This window comes from Marivivens marinus (assembly GCF_035969385.1).
Taxonomy (GTDB): domain Bacteria; phylum Pseudomonadota; class Alphaproteobacteria; order Rhodobacterales; family Rhodobacteraceae; genus SELP01.
Genome location: NZ_JAYKKJ010000002.1, coordinates 101,618 through 119,297 on the forward strand (window position 1 = coordinate 101,618; position 17,680 = coordinate 119,297).

Here is a 17,680-nt window from a genome sequence, read left to right on the forward strand (position 1 = left end):
GGTCCAAGACGGCCCCCTCGGAGCCTGCAAAGGATGTAAGGGCCGGGTTATGGAGTGTCAACGCCGCGCGACCCCGTGGGGCCAAGCAAGGGATCAACAAATGCTGAAATCTGCCACCATTCTTGCCGCCGGACTGTTTGCGGTCACATCGACCGCCGCTCTGGCCGAAGACCCGACCGCGCAAACGGTCGTTGCAACGGTGAACGGAACGGACATCACGCTTGGCGAACTGATCGTCGCCCGCAGCCAACTGCCCGCCCAGTATCAGCAGCTTCCGGCAGAGGTACTGTGGGAAGGTCTGGTTGACCAACTCGTGCAACAACAGCTTCTGGCAGATCAGCTGGACGCAATTCCGGATCGGGTTCAGATCGCGCTGGATGTCCAGTTGCGGTCCATGCTTGCGGGCGAGGTGATCACCGACATCACCGATGCCGCGGTTACCGAGGAAACGCTTCAGGCTGCATATGAGGCTCGCTTTGCCAATGCGGCGCCGGAATACGAATTCAACGCCTCGCACATCCTTGTCGAAACCGAAGAAGAGGCCGCGGCTGTCATCGTCCGTTTGAACGACGGCGCCGATTTCGCGGAAACCGCCCGTGAAATCTCGACCGGCCCCTCCGGCCCGAACGGGGGCGAACTTGGCTGGTTCGGTGCAGGCATGATGGTGCCGGAATTCGAGGCCGCCGTTGTCGGACTCGAGGTCGGCGCCATTTCCGAGCCGGTTCAGACGCAGTTCGGTTGGCACGTCGTGAAACTCAACGATAGCCGCATCAAGGAAGCGCCGGGCCTCGACCAGGTCCGCGATGAACTGGTTGCGCAAATTCAGCAAGAGGCGCTTGAATCCGCCCTTGCCGATTTGCAGGAAAGCGCGGAAATCTCGCTGCCAGAGGACGGGGCGTTTGACCCTGCGATTCTCAACAACCTTGATCTTCTGGACGAATAATCACCCATGGCCATCTCTCCGCTTGCCCCCGCCGCCTTTCCGTCGCTGCCCGTCATTGACGGAGTTCGATTTGCCACCGTGGCCGCCGGGGTGCGCTACAAGGGGCGCACGGATGTGATGTTGGCTGAGTTGGCCGAAGGGTCCACAGTCGCCGGGACGTTCACACGCTCGGCGACCCGATCCGCGCCGGTGCGGGATTGCGAGGCGAAGATCGGGCAGGACGGCACCGGACCGGCCGCGATTCTCGTGAACTCTGGAAACTCCAACGCCTTCACCGGGGGCGCCGGGGAGCGGTCCGTGGCTGAAATCGCCGCCGCTGTTGCCCGCGTGACGGGAACGGATGCCGCCCGCATCTTCACCTCGTCGACCGGCGTGATCGGCGAACCGTTGCCGCATGACCGGATCATCGCCAAGCTGGAAGAGCTGAACAGCACGCTGGACGCAGGCGGGATCGAAGCCGCAGCCCGGGCGATCATGACCACCGATACCTTCCCAAAGGGTGCCAGCGCCGAGATCACGGTGGATGGCAAGCCGGTGAAAATCGCGGGCATCGCCAAGGGATCAGGCATGATCGCGCCCGATATGGCGACGATGCTGGTCTATATCTTCACCGATGCCAAGATCAGCCGTGCCGCGCTTCAGGATGTGGTCAGCCGCCTGACCGACGTGACCTTCAACTGCATCACCGTCGACAGCGACACATCGACCTCGGACACGCTTCTGGTCGGGGCGACCGGGGCGTCGGCCGCCAACTGCGACGGCAACGCCGAGTTTGAGGCGGCGATGAAATCGGTGATGATGGACCTTGCCCATCAGGTCGTCCGCGACGGCGAAGGGGCGACGAAATTCGTCGAGGTCGCCGTGACCGGCGCGCGGAACAACGCCGATGCCCACCGGGTGGCGCTGGCCATCGCCAATTCACCCCTGGTCAAAACGGCGATCGCCGGGGAAGACGCGAACTGGGGCCGGGTCGTCATGGCTGTCGGCAAATCCGGGGCAGAGGCCGACCGCGACCGCCTGTCGATCCGGTTTGGCGATATTACCGTGGCCGAAAACGGCTGGGTCTCGCCCTCCTACAGCGAAGAGGCGGCCTCGGCCTATATGAAGGGGCAGGAATTGGTCATCGGCGTGGACCTCGGGCTTGCCGATGGCGCCTCGACCGTCTGGACCTGCGACCTGACCCACGGCTACATCGACATCAACGCGGACTACCGGTCGTGACGAAAAAGGTCGTCCTCGTCTCTGCCGTGGCGCTGATCGACGCCGACGGGCGGATCCTTCTGGCCCAGCGGCCAGAAGGGAAATCCATGGCGGGGCTGTGGGAGTTTCCGGGCGGCAAGGTGGAAGCGGGCGAAACGCCCGAGGCCGCGCTGATCCGGGAACTGCACGAGGAACTGGGGATCGACACATGGTCCTCATGCCTCGCGCCGCTGACCTTCGCCAGCCACAGCTATGACGATTTCCACCTGCTGATGCCATTGTTTGCGTGCCGCAGATGGGAAGGAACGCCCGTCGCGCAAGAGGGGCAAACGCTCAAATGGGTGCGGGCCAAAGACCTGCGGGACTACCCCATGCCCCCCGCCGATATCCCCCTGATCCCGATCCTGCGGGATTGGCTTTAAATACGCTCAGAGCTCTTGTTGCAGCTCTCTCCGTGCGATTCTCAACAGCCCCCATCAGCACTCGGATTCGATCCAACGGTTTGTGGAGAAGGTGCGGTTACCCCCGATGCTTTGAAGTTGAACGGAGGCACCTCCGCCAGCCATGTCGAAACGGGCGTCAATTGTCGATATGACGCCGACACCAGAAGGAAAGCTAAGGATCTGGATTTCTGGCCGGCCAAATTCGAGCTGCATCGAGACAACGAGGGCCGTGAATTGTTCGAAGTCGCCCGTCAGCATCTCGGAGACCGAGGAGACCACCCCGTTGCAAATAATCAGAGAAAGGTTCGTGCCTTCGACAGTCCAGCTCCTAGGCAGATTTTCTGAAATCGGCGCAAGCGTCCATTCCTGTGCGCGCGCATGGTCTTGCGCTTCTTTCAATGTCCAGCCCAACATGAAGCCCCCGAGGTCCGCTGGATCGGCGGCATGGGCGATCGAGGTGACAAGTAGGCCAAATGCGTTTGCCAAAAAGAATGTGCCGGACGGTTTCATCAGCATTTCCACTGTTGGATCGGTTGAACTTCGCAGAAACCGGCGAGAAAGCAACGACAGCGTCGTCCCGCATGGCTACCATTTCGCAAACAAAAAGGGCGGCTCGATTGAGCCGCCCTTTTGCGATTGGTTCGACTGATCAGAGCGACCGTTCGATTTCTTCCCGTTCGAAGATTTCGATCACGTCGCCCGGGCGGATGTCGTCGTAGTTTTCGAACGCCATCCCGCATTCCTGGCCCGAGATGACTTCCTTCACCTCGTCCTTGAAGCGCTTGAGCGTCTTCAGCGTGCCTTCGTGGATCACCACGTCGTCGCGCAGCAGGCGGACACCGGCGGACCGGCGGGCGACCCCTTCGGTGACCAGACAGCCCGCAACCTTGCCGACGCCGGACACCTTGAAGACCTCTTTGATCGACGCATAGCCGATGAAGTTTTCGCGGATTTCGGCGGACAGCAGGCCGGACGCGGCCGCTTTCACATCGTCCACAAGGTCATAGATGACCGAGTAGTAGCGGATCTCGACGCCCTTTTGGTTGGCGGCGTTCCGCGCAGGCGCGTTGGCCCGGACGTTAAAGCCGATGACCGGCGCACCCGATGCTTCGGCAAGGCCGATATCGGTTTCGGTGATCGCGCCCACACCATAGTGCAGCACGCGCACGCGCACCTCGTCGTTGCCGATCTTTTCCATCGCCTGAACGATCGCCTCGGCGGACCCCTGAACGTCGGCCTTCACCACGATGGGCAGTTCGGACACGTTCTTGTCGTCCTTGGCCTTCTGCATCAGCTGTTCAAGGGTGGTCGCGGCACCGGCGGCGGCACGCTTGTCCTTGGCAGCCTGCTGGCGATAGTCGGCGATTTCACGGGCCTGCGCCTCGGTGTCGACAACGTTCAGAACGTCGCCGGCCTCGGGCGTGCCGTTAAGACCCAGAACCTCGACCGGAACAGACGGGCCGGCTTCTTTCACGCGGTCGCCACGGTCGTTGATCAGCGCACGGACCTTGCCCCACTGTTCGCCCACGACAAAGATGTCGCCCTGACGCAGCGTGCCGTTCTCGACCAGAACGGTCGCGACCGGGCCACGGCCCACGTCAAGCTGTGCTTCGATCACGGCGCCCTTGGCGGACCGTTCGGGGTTGGCCTTCAGTTCAAGGATTTCCGCCTGAAGCGCGATGGCTTCCAGCAGTTCGTCCAGACCCTTGCCGGTGACAGCAGACACCTCGACGTCCTGCACATCGCCGGACATCTTTTCGACCACGACTTCGTGCATCAGAAGGTCGGTGCGGACCTTATCGGGGTTCGCGCTTTCCTTGTCGCACTTGTTGATCGCGATGATCATCGGGACCTTGGCGGCCTTGGCGTGGTTGATCGCTTCGATGGTCTGCGGCATCACCGCGTCATCGGCAGCGACAACCAGAACCACGATATCGGTCACCTGCGCGCCACGGGCCCGCATCGACGTGAACGCCGCGTGACCCGGGGTATCAAGGAAGGTCAGCACGGCGCCACCATCGGTGGTGACCTGATAGGCGCCGATATGCTGGGTGATTCCACCCGCTTCGCCCGCGGTCACATTCGCATTCCGGATCGCATCCAGAAGCGAGGTTTTCCCGTGGTCAACGTGGCCCATGATTGTAATGACCGGCGGACGCGACTGAAGGTCTTCGGCCTTGTCCTCGACCGTGTCGATCACGTCTTCGACGTCGGCATCGGACACGCGAACGATACGATGGCCGAATTCCTCGATGATCAATTCGGCGGTATCCGCGTCGATGGTCTGGTTCTGGGTCGCCATGATGCCGTTCTGCATCAGCGCCTTGACCACATCAGCCACACGTTCGGCCATCCGGTTGGCAAGTTCGCCAACCACGATCGCCTCGGGCACCTGAACGTCGCGCACGACCTTTTCGCGCTCGACCTGCTGGCCCATGGCCTTCTGGCGGGCACGTTCCTGTTTGCGCTTCATCGACGCAAGTGACCGCTGGCGGCCGCCTTCGCCAGACAGCGCCTGGTTCAAAGTCAGCTTGCCAGACCGGCGACCTTCGTCTTCACGGCCCGGCTTGGCCCGGTTCGCCTTGTTCGCATCACCTCGGTCGCGTTCGCGGTCGGGTTTGCGGGCACCGGCGGACGGACGCGGACCACCGGCGGCGGCATCGTCACCAGCGGCGGGGACGTTTTGCGCGGCAGCGGCGGCCTTGCGGGCGGTTTCCTCGGCCTTGAGCTTCTTGCGCTCTTCTTCTTCGGCCTTCTGGCGCGCACGTTCTTCACGCTCGCGATCCTCCCGCTCCTTGGCTTCAACCTCGGCGCGGCGGCGTTCGCGTTCTTCGGCACGGGCCTTTTCTTCGGCCTCGCGCTTGGCGGCTTCCTCAGCCTCGCGGGCCTTGGCCATCGCAAGCGCCTTCATCCGGCGTTCAAGCTCCGCATCCGAAATCCCGGCGGGCCGCTTGGACGGATCGCCCTTTACAGGCGAGGAGGACGCGCCCGCAGCCCCGGCGGCACCCGGCTTGGGCACCACCACGCGCTTGCGCTTGGTTTCCACCACGACGTTCTTGGTCCGGCCATGGCTAAAGCTTTGCTTCACATTGGAAGGCCGCGAGCCACCGAGACCCAGAGTCTTTTTGCCGTCGTTATCGCTCATTTAGCTACTTTTTCCTTTCCGGCAGCCGCTTTGCCGCCGTCTTCTTCGCGCATGCCCTTAAGCTTCAGGGCTTCCTCTACAACACGGTTGCTGAGTCCGCCAGTCGCGAGCGCGCCATGTATCACACTTTGGCGCCCAAATGCCAAACCCAATTCCTCAGCCGTCAAACAGCCGAAATAGCGAGCGCCTTCGGGGGTCCAGAGCTTAGCCTTGCCACGCTCGGACCCGTTGGAGGCCTGCAAGAGGACACGCACTTGCGCGCCACCTGCCAGCCAACCTTTCACCTTCTCGAAACCGCAAACCGCGAGTCCGGCCTTGCGGGCCATCGCAATCAGGTCAACCACCCGGCGGGCAAGCTGCCGCTCGACCTCTTCGACCAGCCCATCGGGCACGGTCACGGGCTGTTTCGCGGACCGGGAAAACTGGCCTTTGCCCGCCTTCCCGATGGTTTCGCGATTTGCTGTGACCCACATGCCCCGCCCCGGAAGCTTTTCCAGGATATCGGGCACGACCTGCCCATCGGGGCCGATCACGAAACGGATCAACCCCGTCTTGGGCTGGACCTCACCGGTGACGATACACCGGCGTTCGGTCTCTTCGGACCGGTCCTTGTTGTGGCCACCACGCGCCATTGCGGTTCATACCAAGGCCTGAGATCAGGCCTCGGCCCCTTCTTCGGTTTCGCCGTCTTCGGCGTCTTCATCCGCCACAAGATCGGCCGGATCGACCCAACCCAGCATAACGCGGGCGGTCATGATCAGGTCCTGCGCCTCTTCAAGGCTCAGGTCGAACTTCTCGAGCAGGCCATCGTCCTTGACCCGTTCGCCGTCGATGGTGGTCCAGCCACCGGCCAGCTCCCAGTCGGCGCAAGTTGCGAAGTCTTCCAGCGTCTTCACGCCGTCCTCGGCCAGCGCCTCGACCATCTGCGGGGTCAGGCCCTCGAAGTTCACAAGGCTGTCTTCCACGCCCAGTTCGCGGGCATGTTCCAGCGCCTTGCGGTTCTGCGCATCAAGATAATCGCGGGCGCGGGCCTGCAATTCTCCGGCAGTGCCTTCGTCCACGCCATCAATGACCAGAAGCTCGTCCACTTCGACATAGGCCACTTCCTCAAGCGAGGTGAAGCCTTCGGCAACCAGAAGCTGGGCAAAGAATTCGTCCAGATCGAGGGTTTCCATGAACAGCTTGGTGCGTTCTTCGAATTCCTTCTGACGGCGGGCCGATTCTTCTTCCTCGGTCATGATATCGATGTCGAGGTTGGTCAGCTGCGAGGCAAGGCGCACGTTCTGACCGCGGCGGCCAATGGCCAGCGACAGCTGCTCTTCGGGAACGACGACCTCAATCTTGCCGGCCTCTTCGTCCAGAACCACCTTGGAAACCTCGGCGGGCTGAAGCGCGTTCACAAGGAAGGTCGGCATGTCTTCATTCCACGGAATGATGTCGATCTTTTCGCCCTGAAGCTCGTTCACAACGGCCTGAACACGGCTACCGCGCATACCAACGCAAGCACCGACCGGGTCGATGGAGTTGTCATAGGACACAACAGCGATCTTGGCGCGGCTGCCCGGATCACGGGCCACGGCCTTGATCTCGATGATGCCTTCGTAGATTTCCGGCACTTCCATCTTGAACAGCTCGGCCATGAATTCCGGTGCGGTCCGCGACAGGAATACCTGCGGGCCGCGGGGCTCGCGGCGCACGTCCTTGATGTAGCAGCGGATACGGTCGTTCGGGCGATAGCTTTCGCGGCCGATCTTCTCGTTCCGGCGCAGAACGCCTTCGCCCGGGTTCAGGTCAACGATGACGTTGCCGTATTCCTCGCGCTTGACGAGCGCGTTGATGATTGTGCCGGCGCGGTCCTTGAACTCTTCGTATTGCTTGTCCCGCTCGGCTTCGCGGACCTTCTGAAGGATCACCTGCTTGGCCGACTGCGCCGCGATCCGACCCAGTTCGACGGGCGGCACTTCCTCGGTAAAGGTATCCCCGACCTGCGGGTTGTCCATATACTGCTTGGCCTGTTCGACGGTGAATTCAGCCTGGTAGTTTTCCAGATCCTCATCGGCCACGACGGTGCGGACGCGGGTAAATGTCGCCTTGCCGGTCTTGCGGTCGATGGACACGCGGATGTCCATCTCGCTGCCGTAGCGGGACTTTGCCGCGCGGGCGAGGGACTCTTCCATCGCCTCGACCACCAGGTTGGGGTCGATCATCTTTTCGCGGGCCACGGCCTCTGCGGTTTGCAGCAGTTCAAGCTGGTTGGCGGATGTGATTGCCATGGGTCTTACTCCTCGTCCCCATCAATGATGGTCTCAACTTCGTCAAACTGGGCCTCGTCGATCTGGCCCGCATCCTTGCGCCCGCGCAGAACGTCGCGGATCAATTCGTCTGTCAGCACAAGCTTGGCATCGGACAGCCAGTCGAATTTCAGCCCGATGGTCAGCTCTTCGCCTCCTTCTTCGATGGTGATCAGAACCTCGTCCTCTTCGGTCCCGGCAAGGATGCCTTTGAACCGGCGGCGGCCGTCGATCATCTCGGTCGTTTCGATCTTGGCGACATAGCCGTCCCACAGACCGAAATCCTTCAGCCGGGTCAGGGGCCGGTCGATGCCGGGGCTGGACACTTCCAGCGTATAGGCGTCGACGATCGGATCTTCGACATCCAGAACGGCGGAAATCGCCGTTGAAATCTGGGCACAGTCATCCACTTCTATGGTGCCGTCAGGGCGCTGCGCCATCACTTGCAGCGTGGCGCTTTTGCCGGTCATCAGGCGCACGCGCACAAGTTCATACCCCATGTCTTCGATCACGGGGGCGATGATTTCGGCGATGCGGCGGTCAATGGCCGCGCGGGCGATCAGGTCGTTCATGTCATCCAGACGTCTGTTGCAGGCACCGGCCACAAAAAAACGGGCCAGCGGCCCGTCGATGTTTCCCGGTGGAGCCTTGGGTTTGGACGCCAAAGCACCGCTGTTGCAAGCCATATAGACCCGGCCCCGCGAGTCTGCAAGCCGCAATCGTCGCGGTTAAAGACCCAGCATCTGGTGAAGTTCGGCAAGCGCCGCAGGCGACAGGTCGCGCCCATCCGTCAGCACGGCAAGGCTTTGCTGCATCATACCTTGCGCGCCCTGCGCATCGGCCAAAGCACCGTTGTAGGCTAACGCCGCGGCGGAAACGGCAGCTTCGTAGCCGCCATTGGGATAGGCGGCGGCAATCTGGGCGTCGGTCAAAGTCGCAAGTTGTTGATACTGGTCATAGAGCGTCTGAGCGGTTTCAAGCGACGTCGCCGCCTCCAGGTAGGATTGGCGATAGGCGTTCAACTTTGCAGGCATCGAATTGCCCGCGGGGTTCGCGGCATTGTTCCGCGCCGCATTTGCGCCGCGCAATTCGCGTGCGGTCTGGCCACGCCCGTTGTTGCTGTTGGCGTTGTTGTTGCGGTTTCCGTTTCCGTTGCCGTTCCCATTTCCATTGCCCGCTTCAACCACAGACGGCACGGCAAGGTTCACGGCGGCACCCGACGCGACGCACAGCATGGCGACAAGAAGTGGTTTGATGATTGACGGCGCAGACATGGCAGCTCTGGTCCCGAAACGAATCCTGATCTTCAGGATGGGCGACAAAGATGGTTCAATCACAACGTGAATTGGGCCTTTTCAGGGCGGCCCATTTCCCGGTCGGACTCAATGCCTGGCAATCTGCTGCATTGTTCGCAAAAGTTGGTCACTGATCCCAGGTTCAGACAATGCGTGGCCCGCGCGACCGACCATGTGCAAACGGGCATTGGGCCAGCGGCGGGCCAGTTCATGGGCCGAAACGGGGGGGCAAATCATGTCATATCGGCCCTGCACGATGACGCCGGGAATATGGCTGATCCGATCCATGTTCGACAGGATCTGCTGGTCTGGCGACAGAAAGCCACCATTGTGGAAATAGTGGCATTCCAGCCGGGCAAAGGCGCGCGCATAGTCGGCCGGCGCTTCCCCACCGACCCCGTCGCTCGCCATCGAGGCAAGCGCATTTTCCCATTGAACCCATGCCCTCGCGAATCGGATTTCGGTCATCCTGTCCTGCCCGAACAGCCGTCGATGGTAGGCAGCGATCATATTGCCGCGCTCTGCTTCGGGGATCTGGTTTTCGAAACGGTCCCATAGGTCCGGCCAGAACCGCCCAGCGCCGCCGCCATAGAACCAGTCCAGTTCCGGCTGCGTCATCAGGAAGACGCCACGCAACACAAGTGCGGCCACCCTGTCGGGATGGGCCTGCGCGTAAACCAGCGCCAGCGTCGCCCCCCAGCTTCCGCCAAAAGCAATCCATTGGTCGATCCCCAATGTTTCGCGGATCAGCTCGATATCGGCGACAAGATGCCAGGTGGTGTTCGCCTCGACGACCGCATGGGGCCGCGACCGGCCGCATCCGCGCTGGTCAAACAGGATGACGCGATACACCTCCGGGTCGAAATACCGGCGCATGGCAGGGCTACACCCCCCGCCGGGCCCACCGTGCAAGACCACCACCGGGCGCCCGTTTGGATTGCCACATTGTTCAACATAGACGGTATGCCCATCACCAACGTCCAGCATTCGCTGGTCGAACGGTTCGATATGGGGATAAAGATGCGTCACCCTGCGGCTTTGACCACTGATCCTGTCCATGATTGACCTATATAGCCGATGAACCCAACACGCCATCACCCGGACCAGAAAATGACCGAAACAGCCCAGACCAACACGGTAGACCCCGCCGAGATTTCGAAATTCGAGGCGATGGCCGCCGAATGGTGGGATTTGAACGGGAAATTCAAGCCGCTGCATATGATGAACCCGGTTCGGCTCGATTACATCACCCGGCAGATCGCGGCAGAGTTCGGGCGCGACCTGTCCGCCAACCGCCCGTTCGAAGGGCTGCGCCTTCTGGACATCGGCTGTGGTGGCGGGCTGTTGTGCGAACCCATGGCGCGGCTGGGCGCAACCGTTGTCGGCGCGGACGCGGCGGAACGTAATATCCCGGTGGCCCGCATTCACGCCGAACAGTCGGGGCTGGACATCGATTACCGCCACACCACGGCAGAAGCGATGGCAGAGGCGGGCGAGCAGTTCGATGTGGTGCTGAACATGGAAGTGGTCGAACATGTCGCCGATCCGCTGGCGTATCTGACAGCCTGCCGGATGTTGCTGAAACCCGGCGGCCTGCACCTGTGTTCCACGATCAACCGCAACCCGAAAAGCTATGCCATGGCGATCGTGGGCGCCGAATACGTCATGCGATGGTTGCCGAAAGGCACCCATGACTGGGCCAAGTTCATCACCCCGGACGAATTATTCGACCTGTTGACGCGGGCCGGCCTGACCCCGGTGGACCGCAAGGGTTATGTCTTCAACCCGATCCTGTGGAGCTGGAGCATCTCGGAAAAAGACCTGTCGGTGAACTATGTCACCGCCAGTGTGAAGCCCTAGTCCTCCGCCGACAGCTTCAGTCGCAATTCCCGCAGGACCGGCAGGGCTGAGCGGACTTTTTCTGCGCCGATCTTGTCCACCACCTCGGCAATGACCGGGGTGATCGCCGCAAGCGCTGCATCCCGGGCCGCCAAGCCCGCCGGGCTGATCGACACCAGCTTGCGCCGGGCGTCTTCCCAATCCGGGCGGACGTGGACCCAACCCGCCCATTCCAGTTTGGTCAGGGTATTGGTCATCGCGCCGCGGGTCAGGTGAAAGCTCCGGGCCAGCTGCGCAGGGGTCTTTTCCCCGCCCGCATGGGCCAATTGATTCAAGACCGAGAAATGCGACAGCTCCATCCCTTTGGGAAGAACCTTGGCCACTGCCATGCGGGCAAGCTGATCCACCGTCAGAATTTCACTGAACAGGGATACGGCAAGGTTTTCGTTCTGGGCATTCATTGGCGATCAGGGGCCTTCAAATGGGCGGTCGTTGAACAGCGAGGGAACCCGCCCCCGTGCTTTTGCCACCTCTTCAAGGTCAATATCAACCGTGACGACCCCCGGCTCTGTTCCGCCGTCGGCCAGAAGCTCGCCCCAAGGGGCAACGGCAAGACTATGGCCATAGGTCCGCCGGGTGGGTCCGACTGTCTTTGGATGGGTGCCGGTTTGCGCCGCCGCCAACACGAAACAGCCGGTCTCAATCGCGCGTGCCCGCAAGAGCGGTTCCCAATGCGCCGCGCCGGTGACGGGCGAGAATGCCGCCGGTGCGGTCAGGATCATTGCCCCCGCCTTGGCCAACGCCCGGTGCAGATGCGGAAACCGCAGGTCATAGCAGACGGTCAGTCCGACCTTGCCAAACTCTGTATCAGTCACCACGGCCCGATCCCCCGGCCGATATCCGGCGGATTCACGGAACGTTTCTTCCGGCGTCACATCCACGTCGAACATATGGATCTTGTCATAGCGGGCGCGAACGGACCCATCGGGGGCAATCAGGAAGGATCGGTTTGCAAAACGCCCATCGGCGTCCCCGGTCTTCAACCCGAGCGATCCAATGGACAGCCAGACGCCCAGCGCCGCAGCCTCCGCTCGCAGACCGGCAAGGGTGATATCCGCCTCTTCCGTCTGCAAGACCCCGGCCTGCCAGTCCCGGTCAAGTGACACGCAATTGGTCACTTCCGGCGTCAGGATAAAGGTCGCACCCCGCGCCGCAGCCTCCCGAACCATACCGATGGTCCGGGGCAGGTTCGCGGCGGGATCATCCCCCGAACACAACTGAAGAAGCGCGGCCCTCACGTGGCCAGCAGCGGATCAAGCTTGCCCATCTGGTCAAGCGCATAAAGGTCGTCGCAGCCACCGACATGCTGATCGCCGATAAAGATCTGCGGCACTGTCCGCCCACCATTCGACCGCTGAATCATCGCCGCGCGCAGGTCCATGTCTCCCGCGACATTGATCTCTTTGAACTCCACGCCCTTGGACGCCAGCAGCCGCTTGGCCGCATGGCAAAAGCCACAGGTCGGGGTGGTGTAGATTTCGACAGGTTTCATCGGAGCCTCGTAGAAAGGGTTTCCGACTATCTAGGTATCTTTCACCACGCGCGCCAGCACCAAGACACAAACCTGTGTTGCGCCCGCGGCATGTGCCGCCTCGGTCGCGGCGGCTAGTGTCGCGCCGGATGTCATCACGTCATCGACGATCAGGACGGATCGCCCGGCCAGAACACCCGCCTGTCGCGGGTGAGGGCGGATCGCGTCCTGCAAGGTTGCAAACCGTTCATCCCGGCCCTGACCTTCAAGTGAGACTGTCCGACGCACCCTGACGAGTGCATCGGGTGCATAAACGGCCCCCGGCAGCCGCCCTGCCATTGCCTGTGCCAAGAGGGCGGATTGATTGAACCGGCGTTTGAGCATCCGGGTCCAATGCAGCGGCACAGGAACAATCGCCGGTGCATCGCCAACAGGAAGCGCCGCCGCGACCCGCGCGAGCATCGGCCCGGCCGCGCGGGCCATCTCCGCCCGGTCGCCGTGTTTCAGGGACAGGATCATCTTGCGCACCGACCCGGAATAGCGGGCAACCGCCCGGCCCCTATGCCAGGGCCGGGCAATCCGGTGGCAGTCTTCGCAGACAAGATCAGCAGCATCCGAGGGTCCGGGCACCGGCGCCCCGCACCCCATGCAGACCGCCCCATCAAGGAAATCCGCATCCGACCAGCAAGTCCCACACAGGCCGAAATCCGCCTCGGTCGGATGGCCGCACAGGACACAGGCGGGTGGATAGATCGTGCGAACCACGCTTTCCAACAGCATGGAATACCCCTAAGTCATGGGGTCATGACGACCCCGCCCCTGTTGACAGACCGCACCGCCCTGTCCCGCAACCGCGCCCGCGCGGGCCGCGATCCGGTGACGTTCCTGCACGACGCCATCATCGATGAGGTCAAGGAAAGGCTGGAACTGGTTAACAAGTCGTTTACCAAGGTGGCCATCATCACCGGGATGCCCGGCCCCTGGCAGGCCGCATTCCCGGATGCGCGGATCGTTGCGGATGACGATATTCTGGCACTTGACCCCGGAATGCATGATCTGGTGATCCACGCGCTGGCCCTTCACTGGGCCAATGACCCGGTCGGCCAATTGGTGCAGTGCCGCCACGCGCTGCGGCCCGACGGGCTGATGATCGCCGCGCTGTTCGGTGGGCAGACCCTGCATGAATTGCGGGCCGCCTTGGCCGAGGCGGAGTCGCGTGCCACGGGTGGCCTGTCACCTCGCATCGCACCGATGGGGGAAATCCGCGATCTTGGCGGGTTGCTGCAGCGGGCGGGATTTGCGCTGCCGGTCGCGGACGCCCTGCCATACGATGTGTCCTATGCCTCGGCGCTTCACCTCATGCAGGACTTGCGCGGCATGGGGGAAACCAATGCCTTGGCCGGGCGGCTCCGGTCACCGACACGGCGCGCGGTCCTGTTCGGCGCAGTCGAAACCTATGCCCGGCACTTCGGAACCGACGACGGGCGCGTTCCGGCAACCTTCGAAGTGGTCGTCCTGACCGGCTGGGCTCCGGACCCGAGCCAGCAGAAACCGCTGCGCCCCGGATCGGCGGCGCAGCGGCTTGCCGATGCCTTGGGTGCCACCGAAACACCACTTTCCGACAGCAACGATTGACCCATTCAGATATCCGGCTATGTCAGGCCGGACCGATGACAGACGGACGGACCCAATGAAGGACATGGATACACCCAAGATCACCGGCGGCACGGCGGTTTGCCCTGCCCACGCCCCGGCGGACCACCCCAAGGTGAAACCCGCAAAGATCGGGGTACTGATCGCCAACCTTGGAACCCCAGACGCGACCGACTACTGGTCCATGCGCCGCTACCTGAGCGAGTTTCTCTCCGACAAGCGCGTTGTCGACTATTCCGCATGGCTCTGGCAGCCGCTGCTGCAATTGATCATCCTGTCCCGGCGCCCCTTCAAATCGGGCGAGGCCTATGCCTCGATCTGGAACACGGAAGCGGATGAAAGCCCACTTTTGACCATCACAAAGGCCCAGACTGCGGCCCTGCGCGACCGGATGGAAGTGGCCTATGGCGGTGAGGTCCTTGTCGATTTCTGTATGCGCTATGGCAATCCGTCGACCGAAAGCAAACTTCGGGAAATGGTCGATGCAGGCTGTGATCGGATCGTGTTCATGCCGCTGTACCCGCATTACGCCGGGGCCACTTGGGCCACCGCGAACGACCAGTTCTTCCGCGCCCTGATGAAAGAGAAATGGCAGCCCTCGGTCCGGGTCGTGCCGCCCTATTTCGAAGATCCGGCCTATATCGACGCGCTCGCTGCCTCGGTGGAAAAGGCCTACGCCGATTTGGATCAGCGGCCGGACCGTCTGGTGGTGTCCTACCACGGGATGCCGCACCGCTACCTGACCAGCGGCGATCCCTATCACTGCCAATGCCAAAAGACGACGCGGCTGCTGCGCGAACGGCTGGGCTGGGACAAGGACCACTTCGTCACGACCTTCCAGTCGGTCTTTGGCCCGGAAGAATGGCTGAAACCCTATACGGTGGAAGAGGTCGCCCGACTGGCCAAGGAAGATGGCCACAAGCGAATCGCGGTCATCGCGCCCGCCTTTTCCGCCGATTGCGTCGAAACGCTTGAAGAGATTCAGGAAGAGATCAAGGAAAGCTTCGAAGAGGCCGGTGGCGAGACCTTTACCTACATCCCCTGCCTGAACGACGATCAGGCCCACATGGATGCACTGGCCGAAATCCTGAAACGGAACCTTGCTGGCTGGATCTGATCCGCCCAAAGGAAAAGGGCAGAGGAAAACCTCTGCCCTTCCAAACTCAAACCGAAGCTTGAATTATTCGGCGGTCGACGACGACGACATGGCGGCGGCGATCAGCGCGATCAGGATCAGCGGGATGATCAGGCCGGCCGAGGAAGAGGAGCCAGCGGCTTCTTCAACGATGACCGGTTCCATTTCCATGACGGGAGCAGCCATGCCACCAGCAAGGGCAGCGGAAGCCGAACCGACAAAGCCAGCAATGGCGAGAGCGATTTTCTTCATGTGTTTTCTCCAGTTTTTGCCCGCCGCCATATGTTGAGGGCGACGGCAGGCACCCAAGACTTACCTCGTATCGTCGGATTAATCAGGAAAATCGGTTGATGCAAAGGGTTATCGGGTGTTTTCCGCCTTGGTTCAGGCAAATGTCGTCAAATTAGCAACACTTGCGTTCCAACCTTCGTCAGGCTGAACAATTCGGCGATATGTTCGTTGTAAAGGCCAATGCAGCCATTCGACGAACGGCGGCCGATCTTGCGCGTATCGTGGGTTCCGTGGATCCGGTAATACTGCCACGACAGGTAGAGGGCATGGGTGCCCAGCGGGTTTTCCGGACCCGGCCCGATGTAGGACGGCCATTCCGGATTGCGTTCCAGCATCGACGGGGTCGGGCGCCATTCCGGACCGACAACCTTTCGGATTACCTCGGTCCGGCCTCGCCGGGTCAGGTCCTCGGTCAGCGGCACACTGGTCGGATACAGCTTGTAGATGCTCTGGTCTTCCGACCAGTAATGCAGGGCCCGCGACTGCGTATCGACAAGGCAGGCGCCGTTCCGCAGGTCCGAGAAATAGGGCTGCCAGTCCAGCGACCGGAAGCTCGAGATATTCCGGCGGATCGTCTGCGATACCTCGGATTCGATCTCGGTCGAATTCTCGGTCTGGGCGAAGGCGCGGGAACCGACGGCGGCGGCGGCGGCCGCAACGAAAGTTCTCCGGCTCAGCTTGGAAATTGTGTTGTCAGTCATCTTGATCACTCCGATCACGGGACGGTCTGTTTGCCCGTTGCATATGGGGTTGGGCGGGGCATCGCAATTCAAACATGTGTCATATCGGCAAAGGCTGGCCGATGCGGGTTTGAAGTGCAACGCAGGGCCGGATAAGAGGAACCGACACGTTCAGGGGTATTCTAGATGAATCGTCGTTTTCTTCTTGCGGGCCTTTCGCTGGCGGCTGTTGCGGCCTGCACTACCAATTCCGCGCGGATCGGGCCCGACGGCCTTCCCTTGCCGCAGATCTACCGGATCTCTGAGGGCGATGCCGATGGTGTCATGTTCCGCATGCTGGACGGCGTGAATTCGCTTCGGTCCGCGGCAGGTATTGCGCCTTTGCAGTTCAACGACCGGCTGAACGCCGCTGCCGCGACCCATTCCCGCGATATGGCAATCCAGAACCGGCCTTGGCACTTCGGGTCTGACGGGTCCTCGCCGCTCGAACGGGCGCGCCGGGTTGGCTACACCGGCCAGATTCTGGGCGAAAACATCTCTGAAACCTACGAGACAGAGCTGGAAACCCTTGCCGCCTGGATGGGTCAGCCAGACACCCGCGCCGTGATCCTGGACCGGAACGCCACGCTGATGGGCTTCGCCTGGCATCAGGAACCCGGTGGCAAGCTGTGGTGGACGTTGGTGACCGGGCGCCTGTAACTACGGAAAGATGTGGATCGGGGTGCCATCCCGAACCATCGCATAGATGTCTTCCATCTCGCGATTGGTGACGGCGATGCATCCGGCGGTCCAGTCGTCCTGTCCGAGGTTCAGATCGGGCGTCCCGTGAATGAAGATATCTCCGCCGGGCGAAACACCCCGCGCCTGCGCCTGTGCCCTGTCCTGCGCGTTGGGATAGGAAATCCCGATCGACAGATGGAAGGCACTGTTGGGGTTGCGGCGGTTGATCCAATAGGCCCCTTCCGGCGTCCGGCCGTCTCCCTCTTCAGTCTTGTGGCCGTCCGGCGCAAACCCCATTTCAATGTCAAAGGCCCGCAGGACCTGATCGTGATGCATCAGGTACATCCGGCGGTCCCCTTTCATGACGACAACGCGGGTCACTTCCGGGCCGTCATAGGTTCGGAACTTATTGGCGCAGCCGGAGAGGCCCACCACTACCACGAGGGAAAGAAGGATTGAAAGAAACCGCATTGCCTGCCTATCCCGGGTTATCCCGGTCATGTTGATTGCCGGG

General features: G+C 61.9%; 21 protein-coding genes. 7 read left to right on the forward strand and 14 right to left on the reverse strand.

Annotated elements, in window-relative coordinates; all coding sequences use genetic code 11:
* Nucleotides 1–100 precede the first annotated feature (100 nt).
* From U3648_RS03105 to mutT, 3 genes are read left to right on the forward strand one after another with little or no spacing between them, the layout of a single operon-like run.
* Entirely contained in the window at nt 101–943 is an 843-nt protein-coding gene (locus U3648_RS03105; protein ID WP_420857784.1) for a peptidylprolyl isomerase, read from the forward strand.
* A gap of 6 nt (nt 944–949) precedes the next feature.
* A complete protein-coding gene (gene argJ, locus U3648_RS03110) occupies nt 950–2,164 on the forward strand; it encodes a bifunctional glutamate N-acetyltransferase/amino-acid acetyltransferase ArgJ (protein ID WP_420857785.1) in 1,215 nt (404 codons plus the stop codon).
* Nucleotides 2,161–2,565 carry an 8-oxo-dGTP diphosphatase MutT gene (mutT, locus tag U3648_RS03115; protein WP_129682252.1) on the forward strand — a complete coding sequence of 135 codons (405 nt, stop codon included), beginning with the start codon at nt 2,161–2,163 and terminating at the stop codon, nt 2,563–2,565. The genes argJ and mutT overlap by 4 nt, the downstream gene beginning before the upstream one ends.
* 54 nt (nt 2,566–2,619) lie before the next feature.
* On the opposite strand, the gene U3648_RS03120 is transcribed toward mutT, so the two are convergent.
* The 7 genes from U3648_RS03120 to pip all read right to left on the reverse strand — a co-directional run bounded on the left by U3648_RS03120 (nt 2,620) and on the right by pip (nt 10,376).
* The gene (locus U3648_RS03120) at nt 2,620–3,102 is read right to left on the reverse strand and encodes a hypothetical protein (protein ID WP_420857786.1); all 483 of its coding nucleotides are present in this window, start codon (nt 3,100–3,102) and stop codon (nt 2,620–2,622) included.
* A gap of 133 nt (nt 3,103–3,235) precedes the next feature.
* Nucleotides 3,236–5,731, reverse strand: a complete 2,496-nt coding sequence (gene infB / locus U3648_RS03125) for a translation initiation factor IF-2 (RefSeq protein ID WP_420857787.1) — start codon at nt 5,729–5,731, stop codon at nt 3,236–3,238.
* The gene (locus U3648_RS03130; RefSeq protein WP_420857788.1) at nt 5,728–6,363 is read right to left on the reverse strand and encodes an RNA-binding protein; all 636 of its coding nucleotides are present in this window, start codon (nt 6,361–6,363) and stop codon (nt 5,728–5,730) included. Before U3648_RS03130 ends, infB begins: the two co-directional genes overlap by 4 nt.
* Nucleotides 6,364–6,387: 24 nt before the next feature.
* Nucleotides 6,388–8,004 (reverse strand): transcription termination factor NusA, encoded by a 1,617-nt coding sequence (gene nusA / locus U3648_RS03135; RefSeq protein WP_420857789.1) that lies wholly within the window; start codon nt 8,002–8,004, stop codon nt 6,388–6,390.
* A gap of 5 nt (nt 8,005–8,009) precedes the next feature.
* Nucleotides 8,010–8,594 (reverse strand): ribosome maturation factor RimP, encoded by a 585-nt coding sequence (rimP, locus tag U3648_RS03140; protein WP_129682244.1) that lies wholly within the window; start codon nt 8,592–8,594, stop codon nt 8,010–8,012.
* 156 nt (nt 8,595–8,750) lie between these two features.
* The gene (locus tag U3648_RS03145) at nt 8,751–9,296 is read right to left on the reverse strand and encodes a hypothetical protein (protein ID WP_420857790.1); all 546 of its coding nucleotides are present in this window, start codon (nt 9,294–9,296) and stop codon (nt 8,751–8,753) included.
* A 108-nt stretch (nt 9,297–9,404) separates the two neighbouring features.
* A complete protein-coding gene (pip, locus tag U3648_RS03150; protein ID WP_420857791.1) occupies nt 9,405–10,376 on the reverse strand; it encodes a prolyl aminopeptidase in 972 nt (323 codons plus the stop codon).
* 51 nt (nt 10,377–10,427) lie between these two features.
* On the opposite strand from pip, the gene ubiG reads away from it, so the two are divergent.
* Nucleotides 10,428–11,177, forward strand: coding sequence for a bifunctional 2-polyprenyl-6-hydroxyphenol methylase/3-demethylubiquinol 3-O-methyltransferase UbiG (gene ubiG / locus U3648_RS03155; protein WP_420857792.1), 750 nt, complete (start codon nt 10,428–10,430; stop codon nt 11,175–11,177).
* Here ubiG and U3648_RS03160 read toward each other — a convergent pair.
* The 4 genes from U3648_RS03160 to U3648_RS03175 are packed head-to-tail and all read right to left on the reverse strand — an operon-like array spanning nt 11,174 to nt 13,467.
* On the reverse strand, nt 11,174–11,617 hold the full coding sequence (locus U3648_RS03160; protein WP_420857793.1) for a MarR family winged helix-turn-helix transcriptional regulator: 444 nt from the start codon (nt 11,615–11,617) through the stop codon (nt 11,174–11,176). The two genes, ubiG and U3648_RS03160, sit on opposite strands and share 4 nt — an antisense overlap.
* 6 nt (nt 11,618–11,623) lie before the next feature.
* Nucleotides 11,624–12,454, reverse strand: coding sequence for a carbon-nitrogen hydrolase family protein (locus tag U3648_RS03165; RefSeq protein ID WP_420857794.1), 831 nt, complete (start codon nt 12,452–12,454; stop codon nt 11,624–11,626).
* Nucleotides 12,451–12,708 (reverse strand): glutaredoxin 3, encoded by a 258-nt coding sequence (gene grxC, locus U3648_RS03170; protein WP_420857795.1) that lies wholly within the window; start codon nt 12,706–12,708, stop codon nt 12,451–12,453. The genes U3648_RS03165 and grxC overlap by 4 nt, the downstream gene beginning before the upstream one ends.
* Nucleotides 12,709–12,738: 30 nt before the next feature.
* Nucleotides 12,739–13,467, reverse strand: a complete 729-nt coding sequence (locus U3648_RS03175; RefSeq protein ID WP_420857796.1) for a ComF family protein — start codon at nt 13,465–13,467, stop codon at nt 12,739–12,741.
* A gap of 24 nt (nt 13,468–13,491) precedes the next feature.
* On the opposite strand from U3648_RS03175, the gene U3648_RS03180 reads away from it, so the two are divergent.
* Together U3648_RS03180 and hemH are read left to right on the forward strand one after the other, a co-directional pair.
* A complete protein-coding gene (locus tag U3648_RS03180) occupies nt 13,492–14,322 on the forward strand; it encodes a methyltransferase domain-containing protein (protein ID WP_420857797.1) in 831 nt (276 codons plus the stop codon).
* A gap of 55 nt (nt 14,323–14,377) precedes the next feature.
* Nucleotides 14,378–15,457, forward strand: coding sequence for a ferrochelatase (gene hemH / locus U3648_RS03185; protein WP_420857798.1), 1,080 nt, complete (start codon nt 14,378–14,380; stop codon nt 15,455–15,457).
* Between the two features lie 63 nt (nt 15,458–15,520).
* Here the strand turns inward: hemH and U3648_RS03190 are convergent, their stop codons facing one another.
* Nucleotides 15,521–15,727: a ferrochelatase gene (locus U3648_RS03190; RefSeq protein ID WP_129682228.1), complete on the reverse strand. Its 207-nt coding sequence runs from the start codon at nt 15,725–15,727 to the stop codon at nt 15,521–15,523.
* Nucleotides 15,728–15,873: 146 nt separating this feature from the next.
* Nucleotides 15,874–16,467, reverse strand: coding sequence for a L,D-transpeptidase (locus tag U3648_RS03195; protein WP_420857799.1), 594 nt, complete (start codon nt 16,465–16,467; stop codon nt 15,874–15,876).
* Between the two features lie 165 nt (nt 16,468–16,632).
* Here U3648_RS03195 and dalA point away from each other — a divergent pair, with 165 nt between their 5' ends.
* On the forward strand, nt 16,633–17,145 hold the full coding sequence (dalA, locus tag U3648_RS03200) for a divisome-associated lipoprotein DalA (protein ID WP_420857800.1): 513 nt from the start codon (nt 16,633–16,635) through the stop codon (nt 17,143–17,145).
* Here dalA and U3648_RS03205 read toward each other — a convergent pair whose 3' ends face one another.
* A complete protein-coding gene (locus tag U3648_RS03205; RefSeq protein WP_420857801.1) occupies nt 17,146–17,637 on the reverse strand; it encodes a L,D-transpeptidase family protein in 492 nt (163 codons plus the stop codon).
* Between the last annotated feature and the right edge of the window lie 43 nt (nt 17,638–17,680).

Excerpts from the sequence above, each read along its gene's own strand:
- U3648_RS03195 (WP_420857799.1), bottom strand. The coding sequence starts at position 16,467 with ATGACTGACAACACAATTTCCAAGCTGAGCCGGAGAACTTTCGTTGCG.
- hemH (WP_420857798.1), top strand. The coding sequence starts at position 14,378 with ATGAAGGACATGGATACACCCAAGATCACCGGCGGCACGGCGGTTTGC.
- rimP (WP_129682244.1), bottom strand. The coding sequence starts at position 8,594 with ATGAACGACCTGATCGCCCGCGCGGCCATTGACCGCCGCATCGCCGAA.
- ubiG (WP_420857792.1), top strand. The coding sequence starts at position 10,428 with ATGACCGAAACAGCCCAGACCAACACGGTAGACCCCGCCGAGATTTCG.
- U3648_RS03105 (WP_420857784.1), top strand. The coding sequence starts at position 101 with ATGCTGAAATCTGCCACCATTCTTGCCGCCGGACTGTTTGCGGTCACA.
- U3648_RS03120 (WP_420857786.1), bottom strand. The coding sequence starts at position 3,102 with ATGCTGATGAAACCGTCCGGCACATTCTTTTTGGCAAACGCATTTGGC.
- U3648_RS03190 (WP_129682228.1), bottom strand. The coding sequence starts at position 15,727 with ATGAAGAAAATCGCTCTCGCCATTGCTGGCTTTGTCGGTTCGGCTTCC.
- grxC (WP_420857795.1), bottom strand. The coding sequence starts at position 12,708 with ATGAAACCTGTCGAAATCTACACCACCCCGACCTGTGGCTTTTGCCAT.
- U3648_RS03130 (WP_420857788.1), bottom strand. The coding sequence starts at position 6,363 with ATGGCGCGTGGTGGCCACAACAAGGACCGGTCCGAAGAGACCGAACGC.
- U3648_RS03180 (WP_420857797.1), top strand. The coding sequence starts at position 13,492 with ATGACGACCCCGCCCCTGTTGACAGACCGCACCGCCCTGTCCCGCAAC.
- pip (WP_420857791.1), bottom strand. The coding sequence starts at position 10,376 with ATGGACAGGATCAGTGGTCAAAGCCGCAGGGTGACGCATCTTTATCCC.
- nusA (WP_420857789.1), bottom strand. The coding sequence starts at position 8,004 with ATGGCAATCACATCCGCCAACCAGCTTGAACTGCTGCAAACCGCAGAG.
- U3648_RS03205 (WP_420857801.1), bottom strand. The coding sequence starts at position 17,637 with ATGCGGTTTCTTTCAATCCTTCTTTCCCTCGTGGTAGTGGTGGGCCTC.
- U3648_RS03175 (WP_420857796.1), bottom strand. The coding sequence starts at position 13,467 with ATGCTGTTGGAAAGCGTGGTTCGCACGATCTATCCACCCGCCTGTGTC.
- dalA (WP_420857800.1), top strand. The coding sequence starts at position 16,633 with ATGAATCGTCGTTTTCTTCTTGCGGGCCTTTCGCTGGCGGCTGTTGCG.
- argJ (WP_420857785.1), top strand. The coding sequence starts at position 950 with ATGGCCATCTCTCCGCTTGCCCCCGCCGCCTTTCCGTCGCTGCCCGTC.
- U3648_RS03145 (WP_420857790.1), bottom strand. The coding sequence starts at position 9,296 with ATGTCTGCGCCGTCAATCATCAAACCACTTCTTGTCGCCATGCTGTGC.
- infB (WP_420857787.1), bottom strand. The coding sequence starts at position 5,731 with ATGAGCGATAACGACGGCAAAAAGACTCTGGGTCTCGGTGGCTCGCGG.
- U3648_RS03160 (WP_420857793.1), bottom strand. The coding sequence starts at position 11,617 with ATGAATGCCCAGAACGAAAACCTTGCCGTATCCCTGTTCAGTGAAATT.